Origin of the sequence: Frankia nepalensis (assembly GCF_016786325.1) — a bacterium.
In the GTDB taxonomy this organism is placed as follows: domain Bacteria; phylum Actinomycetota; class Actinomycetes; order Frankiales; family Frankiaceae; genus Pseudofrankia; species Pseudofrankia nepalensis.
Map to the genome: position 1 here is coordinate 1 of NZ_JADWYU010000169.1, position 12,528 is coordinate 12,528.

General features: G+C 74.8%; 10 protein-coding genes. 7 read left to right on the forward strand and 3 right to left on the reverse strand.

Features of this window, described 5'->3' with window-relative positions:
• Positions 1-325: 325 nt before the first annotated feature.
• Complete coding sequence (locus tag I6A81_RS25880) at positions 326-1,291, forward strand: hypothetical protein (RefSeq protein ID WP_203006206.1); 966 nt, start codon at positions 326-328, stop codon at positions 1,289-1,291.
• Here I6A81_RS25880 and I6A81_RS25885 read toward each other — a convergent pair.
• From I6A81_RS25885 to I6A81_RS25895, 3 genes are all read right to left on the reverse strand, one after another.
• Positions 1,225-2,412, reverse strand: a complete 1,188-nt coding sequence (locus I6A81_RS25885) for an acyl-CoA dehydrogenase family protein (RefSeq protein ID WP_203010335.1) — start codon at positions 2,410-2,412, stop codon at positions 1,225-1,227. The genes I6A81_RS25880 and I6A81_RS25885 overlap by 67 nt on opposite strands.
• A gap of 76 nt (positions 2,413-2,488) precedes the next feature.
• The gene (locus tag I6A81_RS25890; protein WP_203006208.1) at positions 2,489-3,661 is read right to left on the reverse strand and encodes an acyl-CoA dehydrogenase family protein; all 1,173 of its coding nucleotides are present in this window, start codon (positions 3,659-3,661) and stop codon (positions 2,489-2,491) included.
• A gap of 56 nt (positions 3,662-3,717) precedes the next feature.
• Entirely contained in the window at positions 3,718-4,239 is a 522-nt protein-coding gene (locus tag I6A81_RS25895; protein ID WP_203006209.1) for a MarR family winged helix-turn-helix transcriptional regulator, read from the reverse strand.
• A 312-nt stretch (positions 4,240-4,551) separates the two neighbouring features.
• Here I6A81_RS25895 and I6A81_RS25900 point away from each other — a divergent pair, with 312 nt between their 5' ends.
• The 6 genes from I6A81_RS25900 (at position 4,552) to I6A81_RS25925 (ending at position 12,391) form a co-directional block, all read left to right on the forward strand.
• Positions 4,552-6,615, forward strand: coding sequence for a glycerol-3-phosphate dehydrogenase/oxidase (locus I6A81_RS25900; protein WP_203006210.1), 2,064 nt, complete (start codon positions 4,552-4,554; stop codon positions 6,613-6,615).
• Positions 6,616-6,628: 13 nt separating this feature from the next.
• Positions 6,629-6,781: a hypothetical protein gene (locus I6A81_RS25905; protein WP_203006211.1), complete on the forward strand. Its 153-nt coding sequence runs from the start codon at positions 6,629-6,631 to the stop codon at positions 6,779-6,781.
• Entirely contained in the window at positions 6,778-8,316 is a 1,539-nt protein-coding gene (locus tag I6A81_RS25910) for a dihydrolipoyl dehydrogenase family protein (RefSeq protein WP_203006212.1), read from the forward strand. The genes I6A81_RS25905 and I6A81_RS25910 overlap by 4 nt, the downstream gene beginning before the upstream one ends.
• 377 nt (positions 8,317-8,693) lie before the next feature.
• Positions 8,694-9,740: a dihydroxyacetone kinase subunit DhaK gene (locus tag I6A81_RS25915; RefSeq protein WP_203006219.1), complete on the forward strand. Its 1,047-nt coding sequence runs from the start codon at positions 8,694-8,696 to the stop codon at positions 9,738-9,740.
• A 76-nt stretch (positions 9,741-9,816) separates the two neighbouring features.
• Positions 9,817-10,587: a DAK2 domain-containing protein gene (locus I6A81_RS25920; protein WP_203006213.1), complete on the forward strand. Its 771-nt coding sequence runs from the start codon at positions 9,817-9,819 to the stop codon at positions 10,585-10,587.
• A gap of 199 nt (positions 10,588-10,786) precedes the next feature.
• The gene (locus I6A81_RS25925; RefSeq protein WP_203006214.1) at positions 10,787-12,391 is read left to right on the forward strand and encodes a serine/threonine-protein kinase; all 1,605 of its coding nucleotides are present in this window, start codon (positions 10,787-10,789) and stop codon (positions 12,389-12,391) included.
• The last annotated feature ends 137 nt before the right edge of the window (positions 12,392-12,528 follow it).

Sequence of the window (12,528 nt, forward strand, 5' to 3'; positions counted from 1 at the left end):
ATCCGCCCCAGGCCGCGGATCCGGCCGCGGCCGGATCCGCGGCCTGGGGCGGATGGCCGGCCGAAACCGTGGCCGGTTGCCGCGTAGGTTGCCCGGCCGACTTGCTGGCCCCGGCAGGGCCGGGGCCCGGCCATCGGAGGGAAGGCCGGTCCGCCTCATCCGGCTCACGCGCCGGGGTCCCTCCCCGATCGGCGGGCGGGTTCCCGCTGGAGCAGGGGTTTCCGCCGGCTCCAGCGCGCCCGGCGGATCCAGGGTGCCCGCCGGATTCAAGGTGCCCGCCAGATCCAGGATTCCCGCCGGATCCAGGGTTCCCGGCGGATCCAGGGTGCCAGGCGGGTCGGCGAAGCCGGTCCGGGAGGTCTGGAAGCCGGGTCGGCGGGTCGGGGACTGGGCTGGTCGTGGCGCGGGACGCGCGCGCCGGCTGGCCGAATCGGCCGATGCCTTCGCGCGGACCCGCCTCGGCCTGACCGTGCGCGCGCCCGGCCGGGGCGGACGGATCTTCCTGGCGACGGCCGGCGGCGCGGTGGTGCTGCTGGGCCTCGGCTCGGTCGTGCTGGGCATCGGCGGCGGACCGGCGGCGCTGCGGCCGTCCCAGCCGGCGGCGGCCACCCCGGCGGTGACGGCGGCCGCCGCCCCGCGCCCGCCGGTCACCGAGCTGGCCGGCACTCCGATCGCCGCGACCAGGACCTACCTGCTGACCGCCTACGCTCCGGGCAGCGGCCGGCGCGCCCAGGTGACCGCCGCGCCGGGCGAGCTCACCGTCGGCCGCCATCACCGGCACCTGCCACGCCGCGGCGACGACCGGCTGCTCACCTCCGAGATCGTCTTCCCGCTGCTGCCGGCGCCCGCCCGCTGCGTGCGCCGGGTCGAGCTGCGGCTCACCCCGCTGGCGAGCCAGGGCGAGCTCGGCGAGGAGGGCCCGTACCCGCTCGTCGCCTACCCGTCGGCGCTCACGGGCCTGGCGAGCGGCACGATCCCGGCCACGGTGCCGCGGCTCGACCTGGTCACGAACCGCCCGCGCGGCGACGTCGAATGGAGCTCCCACGACGATCCGGCTCCGGCCGCCGGCGGCGCGGAACTCACCGCGGACATCACCGATCTCTACCAGCGCTGGGCCGCCGGGATGCCGACCCCGACGGGCGTGGCTAGCGTCCCGCCTGGCACCCCGCTGGTCCTCGCCCTGCGGCCCGCGCTCACCAACGTCCTCGGCGAGTGGAGCCACACCTACGGCGGCGCCGACAGTCTCGTCCCGCCCCGGCTGGTCTGGACCCGCTGGGCGCGCTGCGCCTGACGGACGGCCGCCGTCGCCAGGACCGCGCCGGGCGCCGCGATCCGGTCCAGATGCTGGCCGACGTCCCCGAACGAGCCCAGCAGGCGCTTGGCGCGCTTGTAGAAGAAGTGCGCCTCGTGCTCCCAGGTGTAGCCGATCCCGCCGTGGTACTGGATCATCGCGCCGGTCGCCCGCTCCGCCGCGTCGCCCGCCTTGGCCTTGGCCACCGCGACGGCGAGCTCGGCGTCCGGTAGGGCGAGGTCCACGGCATGCGCCGCGTAGAGCGCCGCGTGCTCGGCCATCAGGACGGCGACGTGCAGGTCGGCGAGCGCGTGCTTGATCGCCTGGAACGAGCCGACCGCCCGGCCGAACTGCACCCGGGTCTTGTCGTACTCGACGGTCCGGGTCAGCGTGGACCTGGCGATCCCGACCAGGTCCGCGGCCGCGAGCACCGCCCCCCGCCGGTTCAGGTCGGCGAGCACGGCGGCCGACGAGCCGGGCAGCCGCTCGGCCGCGGCGCCGGCGAGGGTGAGCGCGCCGAGCCGGGTGGTGCCGTCGTAGGACTCGTGCGCCGTGACGGTGACCCCTGGCCCCGTCGGTTCGACGAGGTAGAGGCCGACACCGCCGTCGGGTTCGGTGGCCGCGACGACGACGACCCGCGCCGCCGCCGGGTACTCCACCGGGGACGCGGTCCCCGTCAGCCTTGCGTCGGCGCCGGCGGTGACGCCCACGCCGGACGCGTCGAAGGCGCCACCCGGGGCGCGCAGCGCGACGGTGGCGACCAGTTCGCCGGCCGCGAGCGGGCCGAGCACCGCCGCCCGCTGCGCGGCCGAGCCGGCGAGCCGGACGGCCTCGCCGGCGAGCACGGTGGGCAGCCACGGCCCGGGCACGGCGCCCGCGCCGAACGCGCGGGCGAGCACCTGTGCGTCGACGAGGCCGAGGCCCAGGCCGTCGTTGTCCTCGGGCACGAGCGCGGCGAGCCAGCCCTGCTCGCCGAACGCCTTCCACAGCTCGGCCGGGTGGCCGTCGCCGGCGGCGTCCTCGAAGACCGCGCGCACGGCGGTCAGGTCGAACCGGTCGGCCAGATAGTCGCGGACGGTCTCGGCGAGGGCCCGCTGCTCATCGGTTAACGCGAAGTACACCAGGTCTCCTTGGCGGCCTACGGAGGCGCCGGAGGAAGGCGTTTGGACGGCTCCCCCGGCCGGTGCTCCGTTTTTCCTATCGCGGCAGGCCGAGCACCCGCTCGGCGACGATGTTGCGCTGCACCTGCGACGAACCGCCCCAGATCGTGACCGATCTGGTCCAGAACGCCTCGAACTGCAGGGACGCGAGGTCGAGACCGTCCACCGGGGCGGCGACGACGCCGTCGAGGCCGAGCAGGTGGTCGAACGTCTCGAAGAGCTTCTGGTAGGCCTCCGACCACTGCAGCTTGGTGATCGACGACTCCGAGCCCAGGTCGCGGCCCTGCTCGACCTGGGTGAGCACGTGCATCGCGTGGTAGCGGAGGCATTCCAGCTCGACCAGGCGGCTGGCGAGCTCGCGGCGCAGGGTCGGGTCGGTGTCCCGGCCCAGCTTCCGGGCGGCGGCGGCGATCTCGTCGTAGCCACGCCGGTAGTTGGTGTACTGGGAGATGCCGGAGGCGCCGCGCTCGAACGACAGCAGCAGCATCGCGGTCTTCCAGCCGTTGCCGATGCCGCCGAGGCAGTCGGACGCCTTGACGCGGGCGTCGGTGAAGAACACCTCGCCGAACTCGCTGGCCCCGCTGATCTGCCTGAGAGGACGGGTCTCAACACCTGGCTGGTGCATGTCGATGAGCAGCATCGAGATGCCCCGATGTGCCTGACTGCCCGGCTCGGTGCGCACCAGCGTGAACAGCTTGTCGCCGTGCATGGCGTTCGTCGTCCAGATCTTCTGCCCGTTGACGACGTACTCGTCGCCGTCGAGGACGCCGGACGTGCGCAGCGCGGCGAGGTCCGAACCGGCGCCCGGCTCGGAGAATCCCTGGCACCAGATGACGTCGTTCCTGAGCATCGGGCCGATGATGTCCCGCTTTTGCTGATCGGTGCCGATCGCCATCACGGTCGGGGCGAGGAAGGTCAGCCCGAGCCCGTTGGCCGACTGGGGGGCGCGGGCAAGCGCCATCTCCTCGTCGTAGATCGCCTTCATCCCGGGGGTGCCGCCGCGGCCGCCGTATTCGGTCGGCCAGGCGATGCCGGCGAACCCGGCTTCGTACTTGCGCCGCTCCCAGTCGCGGCGCAGCTCGAAGCCCTCGTCGTCCGAGATGCCCCGCCAGAAGCGCAGGTCCTTCCAGGTTTCCGGGATGTTCGCGTCAAGCCAGCCACGCAGCTCGGAGCGGAACTTCTCCTCCTGCGGGGTGAACGTCAGGTCCATGGTGCTCGCTCCCCGACTCGTCGGTAACGTTGACTCGTTAGTAACATGACGGTGGGTCAGGCCGTAAGCGACGGTCCGGCGGCCGGCCGCCCGGCTCCCCCGCGGGCCGCGGCTCCGTCCGGGCGGGGCAGCTGCGGGTCCGGCAGCTCGTTGTAGCGGGCCAGCAGCCGGCCGAAGGCGGCCATGTCCTCCTCGGGCCAGCTGTCGAGGCGGGCCCGCATCCTGGCGCGCAGCGTCTTGTCGACGTCGTCGAGCGTGGCCTGGCCGAAGGCGCTGACCCGGACGATCTGGACCCGGCTGTCGGCCCGGTTGGGCTCGCGGTCCACCAGGCCCGCCGTGACCAGCTCGGCCAGCTGCCGGCTCACCGTCGACTTGTTCAGCCGGAAGAAGGCGACCAGGTCCGCGGCTCGGGCCTCGCCCACCTCCGAGAGGTAGAGCAGCAGCGTGTACGCCGCCAGCGACAGCCCGGGATGCAGCTCGCTCGCCTCTCCCCGGATCCGCCGGACCAGCCGCGTGAGCTCGCTGTAGATGGCCGCGGCCAGATCATCGCGCCCGGCCTCGGCGGGCCGTTCCGTCATCCCTGCTCCCCTGGTGCCTGAGATGGGTGGTGCCTGAGATGGGCTCCGGGCACGCGAGGCTTCGCCGTCGTCGCGACCCTCGCCCGGACGTCAAGAAATTTGGTTGAGTTAGGCAACCGAAACGCTCGTCTGACAGTGTGCCGGATCGCGGCCCGACATCGTCGAACTATCCCGCGCCGGATGGCCACCGCCGGGCAACGGACACCAGAGCGGCGGACGCCGACGCGGCGGCTGTCGGTGCCGCCCGGCACGATGGTGTCGAGCGGCCCACCCGGCTCGCTCCCCGGTCGCAGGAGCCAGGAGGTAGACCCGATGACCGGATCGGCCCGTTCGGCCGGCACCGTTCCCCTCTCCGACGTCGCCGCGGCCACGGCCGCCGCCGGCGGCCACGGCCGGCTCGACCCGGCCGGGCGCGCGGCGGCGCTGCGAAGGCTGCGCGAGGAGACCTTCGACGTCCTCGTCATCGGCGGCGGAGTCACCGGGGCCGGCACGGCGCTGGACGCGGCGGCCCGCGGGCTGTCGGTCGCCCTCGTCGAGGCCAGCGACCTGGCCGCCGGCACCTCCAGCCGGTCCAGCAAGCTGATCCACGGCGGCCTGCGCTACCTGGAACAGCTCAACGGCGCGCTGGTCCGGGAGGCGCTGCGGGAGCGGACCCTGCTGCTCGACACCCTCGCCCCGCACCTGGTCCGCCCGGTCCAGTTCCTGCTGCCGCTGACCCATCACGGCTGGGAGCGCGCCTACATCGGCGGCGGGGTGCTGCTCTACGACACGCTCGGCCAGGGCCTGTCCCGGATCGGCCCTGGCTCGGTGGCTCCGCGGCCGGCCCGCTCGGCCTCGCCGGTGGCGCCCCGCTCGGGCGGTCTGCCCATGCACCGGCACCTGACCCGCAAGGCGGCGCTGCGCGAGTTCCCCTCGCTGCGCTCCGACGCGCTGGTCGGCGCGATCCAGTACTGGGACGGGCAGGTCGACGACGCCAGGCACACCATGTTCGTCGCCCGCACCGCCGCCCGGTACGGCGCGGTGGTCGTCACGTCGGCGAAGGCCGTCGGGCTGCTGCGGGAGGAAGGCCGGGTGACCGGCGCCGTCGTGCGCGACCTGGAGGCGGGCGAGGCCCAGGCCCCCGGGCGGGACATCGAGGTCAGCGCTCGGCAGACGATCAGCGCGACCGGCGTGTGGACCGACGACCTGCACACCCTGCTCGGCCATCGCGGCCCGGTCTCGGTGCGGGCGTCCAAGGGCGTGCACCTGGTCGTCCCGCGCGACCGGCTGCGGGGCACCACCGGGCTGATCCTGCGCACCGAGCGCAGCGTGCTGTTCGTCATTCCCTGGGACGACCACTGGATCATCGGCACCACCGACACCGACTGGAACTTCGACCTCGCTCACCCGTCCGCGACCCGCGCCGACATCGACTACCTGCTCGACCAGGTGAACCGGGTGCTGCGCGACCCGCTCACCCATGACGACGTCGTCGGCGTCTACGCGGGCCTGCGCCCGCTGCTGTCCGGCGAGTCCGACGACACCGCGCAGCTGTCCCGCGAGCACGCCGTCGTCGCCGCGGCGCCAGGGCTCACGACCATCGCCGGCGGGAAGTACACGACCTACCGGGTGATGGCCGCGGACGCGGTCGACGCGGCCGTGGCCGGGCTGGCGAGGGCGGCGCCGCCGTCGTGCACGGAGAAGATCCCGCTGCTCGGGGCCGACGGCTACCAGGCGGTGTGGAACGGGCGCGAGCGGCTCGCCGAGCGCGCCGGCCTGCGCGTCGCCCAGGTCGAGCACCTGCTGCGCCGGTACGGGACCCTCGCCGAGGAGCTCGTCGACCTGGTCGTCGCCGACCCGCGGCTGGCCGCGCCGCTGCCCGGGGCCGAGGCGTATCTGGCGGTGGAGGCGCTGTACGCGGCCTCGCACGAGGGCGCGCTGCGCCTGGAGGACGTGCTGACCAGGCGCACGCGGATCTCCTTCGAGGCGGCGGACCGGGGGCTGGCCGCGGCCCGCCCGGTCGCCGAGCTGATCGCCCCGGTGCTCGGGTGGGACGAGGCGCGGGTGAGCGCCGAGATCGCGCTCTACGAGTCCCGGGTCACGGCCGAGCGCGCCTCCCAGGCGGCCCAGGACGACGCCACCGCCGACGCCGAGCGCCTCGCCGCGCCCGACGCCCGCGGCCTGCCCTCCGTCCGCGCGACCCCCCGCGCCGCGCCGGACCCGGCAGCGCCGGACCCGGCGGCGGACGCGGTCAGGATCCCCGCCGGCCCGACCGGCACGTCCCCCGCCGCCAGCGCGGCGGCCGGCCTGCGCGCCGCGCGGCGCGCCGTCGTCAGCTCCATCGCCCGCGCGTCCGGCGACCGCCCCTCGGGCACAATGACCGACCTGGCCTCATGACCAACCTGGCCCCATGACCGACCTGGCTTTCCAGACCAGGGCGCTGTTTCCGGGCGGCCGGTCCGGGGAGCGTCAGGAGCACGAGGCAGGACGAGCCAACGCTGACGGCCCGCCCGAGCACGGTTCGGCGGCGAGCGGCGCGACACGGGCAGGTGACGCGGTATGAGCGGCACGGACGGCACTACGGAGACCGACGGTGCCACGGAGACGTTCGACGTCGTCGTGATCGGGGCGGGGCCGGCGGGTGAGGTCGCCGCCGGCCGGATGGCCGAGGCGGGGCTGTCCGTCGCGGTCGTCGAGCACGAGCGGGTCGGCGGCGAGTGCTCCTTCTGGGGGTGCATGCCCAGCAAGACCCTGCTGCGCCCGGGCGACGTGATCGCGGCGGCGCGCCGGGTGCCCGGCGCGGCCGGCGCGGTCACGGGTGAGCTCGACACGGCCGCGGCGTTCGCGCGCCGGGACGAGATCGTCGGCGGCTTCTCCGACGAGGGCCAGGTGCCCTGGCTGCGCGACCGGGGGGTGACCATCATCCGCGGCCGCGGCCGGCTGGCCGGGCGGCGGCTCGTCGACGTCGACACGACGAAGACCGTGGTCCCGGCCGAGAGCGACGGGAAGCCCCGGCGGCTGGCCGCGCGCAGGGCGGTGGTGCTGGCGACGGGGACGAGCGCGGTCAGGCCCCCGATTCCTGGCCTGGCCGAGGTGGAGCCGTGGGACAACCGGTCGGCGACCGGAGCCACGACTGTTCCGCGCCGGATGGTGGTGCTGGGCGGCGGCGCCGTCGGCACGGAGCTCGCTCAGGGGTTCCGCCGGCTCGGCGTGGCCGAGGTGACGATCGTCGAGGGCCAGTCCCGGCTGCTCGCCCATGAGGAGCCGTTCGCCGGCGAGGAGGTCGCCAAGGCGTTCGAGGCCGAGGGGATCACCGTCCGCGCCGGCCGGAAGGTCACCGCCGCGCGTCGCCAGGCGGCGGCGACCGACGAGCACCGCGGCCCGGTCGTCGTCACGCTCGACGACGGCGACGAGATCGAGGCCGACGAGATCCTCGTCGCCGTCGGCCGGCATCCCGCGACCGACGACCTGGGGCTGGAGACGGTGGGGCTCACGCCCGGCCGGCCGGTCGAGGTCGACGACCACCTGCGCGCCGTGGGCGTACGGACGGCTACCAAGGCCGGCGCGGGCGCCGGGACCGAGGAATCCGGCCAGGACGACTGGCTGTTCGCCATCGGCGACGTGAACGGGCGGGCGCTGCTCACCCACATGGGCAAGTACCAGGGCCGGCTGGTCGCCGACATCGTCGCCGGCCGCCGCGACGCCGGGACCGGCGCCGAGCCGGTCGAGGTCGCGGGCGCGGGCGCCATCCCCCGGGTGACGTTCACCGACCCGCAGGTCGCCGCCGTCGGCCTGACGGAGGCGGCGGCCCGCGACGCCGGCCTGCGCGTGCGGGCGGTCTCGGTGCCGACCAGCGGCGTCGCCGGCTCCTCCGTCCGCGGCGTCGGCCTGGTCGGCACCTCCCACCTGGTCGTCGACGAGGAGCGCCGCGTCATCGTCGGCGCCACCTTCACCGGCCAGGACGTCCAGGAGCTCCTCCACTCGGCCACGATCGCCGTCGTGGCCGAGATCCCCCTGGACGTCCTCTGGCACGCCGTCCCACCGTTCCCCACCGTCAGCGAGGTCTGGCTCCGTCTCCTGGAGACCTACGGTCTTTGACGCCTCCTGGAGACCCGTGGTCCTCCTGGAAACCGTGATCCCTGACCTCGCCCGGATTCCCGCGTCGACGCCGCCCGGGGGGCGACCGAATCCTTCGTGAGCGCCAGGTCATGCGTCCGCCGGCCCCTTCGGGCCGGCGTGCGCGCGGCTTCGCGACCCGCTCCCGCCAGCGGTGACCTGGGCGGTGGCCGCGTTCGGCACGCCGCCGCTGGGGGATGGTGGCCGCCCGGTGGCCACGCCGGGGATTGGCCGGCGTGGTTCTTGATCTCGCGGGTGGGTGGGGTGTACACCCGGAGTACGCTTCCCGTCCAGCCCTTGCCGCGCACGGTGCCCAGCCGCGCGCGTCGACCTACGAGAGCGCCGGAGTGCAGTCGACGATGACCGCCCAGGATTCCATCGCGGGACAGCTGCTCGTGGGGGCGCAGCGGCGGCAGTTCGTCAATGAACCGGGCGACATCGTCGCGGAGGCGTTGGAAGGACTCGAGGGCGCCTACCCGCGGCTGATCAGGTGGAACCGGGAGCCCAGCTTCGTCATCCGGGCCGAGCCGGCGCCGGCGGGGCGGGTCGCGGTCGTCTCCGGCGGCGGCTCCGGGCACGAGCCGCTGCACGTCGGAATGGTCGGCGAGGGGATGCTCGACGCGGCCGTCCCGGGCGCGGTGTTCGCGAGCCCGACCGCCGGCCAGATCCTGGCCGCCACGCAGGCGGCGGCGCGCGACGCCGGGGTGGTGCACGTCGTGAAGAACTACACCGGCGACGTGCTGAACTTCGCGATCGCCGCCGAGGTCGCCTCGGACGACGGCATCGAGGTCCGTCAGGTGCTGGTCGACGACGACCTCGCCACCACGTCGACCACCGGCGACGGGCCGGGCCGGCGGGGCACGGCCGCGACGGTCATCGTCGAGAAGATCGTTGGCGCCGCCGCGGCGGCCGGCGCGGACCTGGACCGGGTGGCCGCGCTCGGCCGGCGGGTCGCGACCACCTCGCGGTCGATGGCCGTGGCGCTCGCCGCGGGCGCCCACCCGGGGCGGGCCTACCCGTCGTTCGACCTGCCGTCCGACGAGGTGGAGTTCGGCGTCGGCATCCACGGCGAGCGCGGCGTCGGCCGGCGCGCGTTCGCCACCGCCGACGAGCTCGCCGACCAACTGGTCCGCCCCCTGGTCGCGGACCTCTCGATCGGCCGCGGTGACCGGGTCATCGCCATCACCAACGGCCTCGGCGCGACCACGGGCCTGGAGCTCGCGGTCGTCCACCGCCGGGTCACCCTGATCCTCGAGGCCGCCGGCATCACGATCGAGCGGGCCCTGGTCGGCCCCTATGTGACCTCCCTGGACATGGCCGGCTGCTCGGTGACGCTGACCAGAGCCGACGACGAGCTCCTCGCGCTCTGGGACGCCCCGGTCCGCACGATCGCGCTGAGCTGGTAGCCGGCTCGGCTGGTAACTGCTCGGCTGGTATCTGGTAGCCCTGGTAGCTCGTTCGCGCGGCGGTGAGGTGGTCGGGATGGTCGACACGGCGTTCGGGACGGATGAAGGCGCCCACCAGGTGATCGAAGAGGTCGACGGGGCTCCCACCGACGCGGACGCGGCGGACGGGCCGGACACGACGGGCGTCGACGCGACGGGCAGCGACGGGGCGGATGTCCACGGGCTGGACCTCGCCGGCGCGAGCGCGTGGTTCGACGCCTTCCACCGGCGTTTCGAGGCGGAGGCGGCCGCGCTCGGCGACCTCGACCGCCGCGCCGGCGACGGCGACTTCGGCAACAACATCCTCTCCGCGCTGCGCCGCTGCCGCCGGCGGCTCGACGAGGAGCCGCCGCGGACCCCCGGTGAGCTGTTCCTCGGCGTCTCGCATGGCTTCCTGAACACCGGCGGCACCAGCGGCCCACTGTTCGGCATGTGGTTTCGCGGCATCGGCCGCGCCACGGACGCGCCGGTCATGACCCTGGGCGCGCTCGCCGCCGGCGTCGCGGACGGCACCGCCACGGTCCAGCGCCTCGGCAAGGCCCGCCCGGGCGACAAGACGATGGTGGACGCGATGGCACCCGCCACCGACGCGCTCGCCGCCGCCGTCGACGCCGGCCTCGACCTCCCGGACGGTCTCGCCCGCGCGGCCGACGCCGCCCGCGCCGGTGCCCTGGCGACCGAGTCGCTGCGCGCCCGCCGCGGCCGCGCCGCCTACGTCGGCGACGTGGCCCGCGGCGTGCTGGACCCGGGGGCGCTGACCGTCGCGTTGTTCTTCAGCGCCGGCCCTCCGGCACCAGGGCGTCTCTGACGGCTCTTCGGCCGCGCGGGCGGGGTCCAGGCAGCCGCTCGCATCGACCAAGAGCCATCAGGCACGCCCAAGCGGGGAACGCTTTGGCGTCGGCTGCCCGACCGGTGGACGCGACGAGCCAGGACGATGGCATATTCAGGCCCACGCGACATCTCCACCCGCGCGTACTCGGGGAGCGAACGACTGGGGGACACCTCCGATGACCGACACAGGTGTGCGCCTCCAGGAGCCACGGCCTTCTGATCCGACGTCGCTCGGGCGCCACCGCGTCCTGGGCCGGCTTGGCGGCGGCGGCATGGGAGTCGTCTACCTCGCCGATGGCCCTTTCGGGCGGGTCGCGGTCAAACTCATCCGGGAGGAGCTGGCCGACGACCCGGACTTCCGCCGCCGCTTCCAGCGCGAGGTCCAGGCCTGCTTCCGGGTGGGTGGCACCCGCACCGCCCGGCTCGTCGACTTCGAGCTCGACGCGGCCCGGCCGTGGCTCGCGACCGAGTTCGTCGACGCGCCGAGCCTGTCGGACCACGTGCGCGCGCACGGCAAGCTCGCCGCTGACGAGCAGCTGGTCCTCGCGGCCGGGCTCGCCGAGGCGCTGCTGTCGATCCACTCCGCCGGCCTGGTGCACCGAGACCTCAAGCCGTCCAACGTGCTGTGGACGCCGCACGGGCCCAAGGTCATCGACTTCGGGATCGCGGCCGCGGCCGACGCGGCCAACCTGACCTCGAGCGGGCAGTTCGTGGGCACGCCAGGCTGGCACTCGCCGGAGCAGGTCTCCGGCCAGGAGGCGACCGGCGCGGCGGACATCTTCGCCTGGGGCGCGCTGCTGTGCTACGCCGCGAGCGGGACCGCGCCGTTCGGCTCCGGGTCGGTGGAGGTGGTGCTGCACCGGGTGGTGACGGGCGAGCCCAGCATCGACCGCGAGCTGATCGCGCCCGAGCTGCGCGACCTCGTGGCGGCCACGATGGCTCGCGATCCCGCGGACCGGCCGACGGCCGCGGATCTGTACACGGCCCTGGTCGGTACGGTGCCCGACGGCGTCTCCGCCCCGGCGACCAGGATCCTCGAGAGCCGGCCGGGCGACACCCCGCCGTCTACCCCGACGGGACTCCCCGCGGCGGGGGGCGTCGCGCGGACGCCGCCCTGGTCGGCGACCGTCGCCGGCGGGCGGGCCGAGCCGCCTGCGCCGGCCCGGCGGCGTCATCGCCGGCTCGTGATCGGGCTCGCGGTCGGCGCGGTCGTCCTGCTCGCCGCCGCGGGGACGGCCGTCGGCCTCCTGCTGAACGGCGGAGGCGGGTCGGAGGACTCCGATCCCGGAGAGGTGATGTTCTCGGCGACCGAGCCCTGGCGGCTCACGATCGACGATCAGAGGGAAAACGGCGGCGACGTCGGCTGCACGGTCGACATCACCGAGCTCGTCAGCGGCGAGACCCTGCGGATCCCCGACATGTGGGGCCGCAAGACCTTCCAGGTGGCCCAGACCGGCGACTTCCACTGGGACGTCAACGACGACGCCTGCGTCGTGACGGGGACCGCCGGCTCCGGCGAGGTGGCCCTGCCGTTCGCCCAGCGGGCCTATGAGGGCGACACCCTGGCGTTCGAAGCCCAGGGGCCCGTCATCATCAAGTCCATCAAGGAGCTCACGGCGGAGGAGTCCTGCGACCTCACCCTGCGCGCGGTGGACGGCCGGACCCTTGACATCGGCACATTGCTGCCCGGCCAGAACGGGATCGAACTGAATCCGGGCGAGCCGACGACGGTCTACCTGGCCGAGTCTCCCTGCGACGTCCGGGTCTCCGCCGGCTGGTGAGGCGGTCGGCTCAAGGTCGCCCAGGGGCGACCATCCGGACCTCCCAGATCGACTACGCAAGCTCCGTCGATCCGGCAGGAACCCCGGCTCCGCCGGTCGGACGCTCCGCGCCCGGCCCGGGACCCGGTCCCGGCCAA

Coding starts and splice junctions, on each gene's coding strand:
- I6A81_RS25905 (WP_203006211.1), top strand. CDS start 6,629: ATGACCGACCTGGCTTTCCAGACCAGGGCGCTGTTTCCGGGCGGCCGG.
- I6A81_RS25920 (WP_203006213.1), top strand. CDS start 9,817: ATGGTCGACACGGCGTTCGGGACGGATGAAGGCGCCCACCAGGTGATC.
- I6A81_RS25890 (WP_203006208.1), bottom strand. CDS start 3,661: ATGGACCTGACGTTCACCCCGCAGGAGGAGAAGTTCCGCTCCGAGCTG.
- I6A81_RS25910 (WP_203006212.1), top strand. CDS start 6,778: ATGAGCGGCACGGACGGCACTACGGAGACCGACGGTGCCACGGAGACG.
- I6A81_RS25900 (WP_203006210.1), top strand. CDS start 4,552: ATGACCGGATCGGCCCGTTCGGCCGGCACCGTTCCCCTCTCCGACGTC.
- I6A81_RS25895 (WP_203006209.1), bottom strand. CDS start 4,239: ATGACGGAACGGCCCGCCGAGGCCGGGCGCGATGATCTGGCCGCGGCC.
- I6A81_RS25915 (WP_203006219.1), top strand. CDS start 8,694: ATGACCGCCCAGGATTCCATCGCGGGACAGCTGCTCGTGGGGGCGCAG.
- I6A81_RS25925 (WP_203006214.1), top strand. CDS start 10,787: ATGACCGACACAGGTGTGCGCCTCCAGGAGCCACGGCCTTCTGATCCG.